Raw genomic sequence first — 354 nt, forward strand, 5'->3', positions numbered from 1 at the left:
TCACTACATTGCGGTTAATCTCTTCTGATACTGAGCTTTGCTCTTCAGCCGCGGACGCAATCTGATTGTTCATGTCGTTAATCACTTCAATCGCTTGGTTGATTTCCGACAAGGCGAGATGTGCTGCTTGGGTTTCCCCTTTGGTATCGTTCGCTTGCTTCTGGCTTTGCTCCATCAATATCACGATAGATTGAGTCTCTTGTTCTAAGCGAGCCAACATCGAACGAATCTCTTCTGTCGAACCTTGAGTGCGATTTGCGAGGTTACGCACTTCATCTGCCACGACAGCAAAGCCTCGTCCTGCTTCACCCGCACGTGCTGCCTCAATAGCGGCATTAAGCGCAAGTAAGTTGG

Annotated in this window: 1 protein-coding gene; it reads right to left on the bottom strand. The window is 48.9% G+C overall.

The window, feature by feature from the left end:
• Positions 1–354: methyl-accepting chemotaxis protein (locus tag AB4512_RS23885; protein ID WP_372175982.1), on the bottom strand; the 354-nt coding region annotated here is incomplete at both ends.

The sequence above is a fragment of the Vibrio sp. 10N.222.52.B7 genome, assembly GCF_041474275.1.
Taxonomy (GTDB): domain Bacteria; phylum Pseudomonadota; class Gammaproteobacteria; order Enterobacterales; family Vibrionaceae; genus Vibrio; species Vibrio crassostreae_C.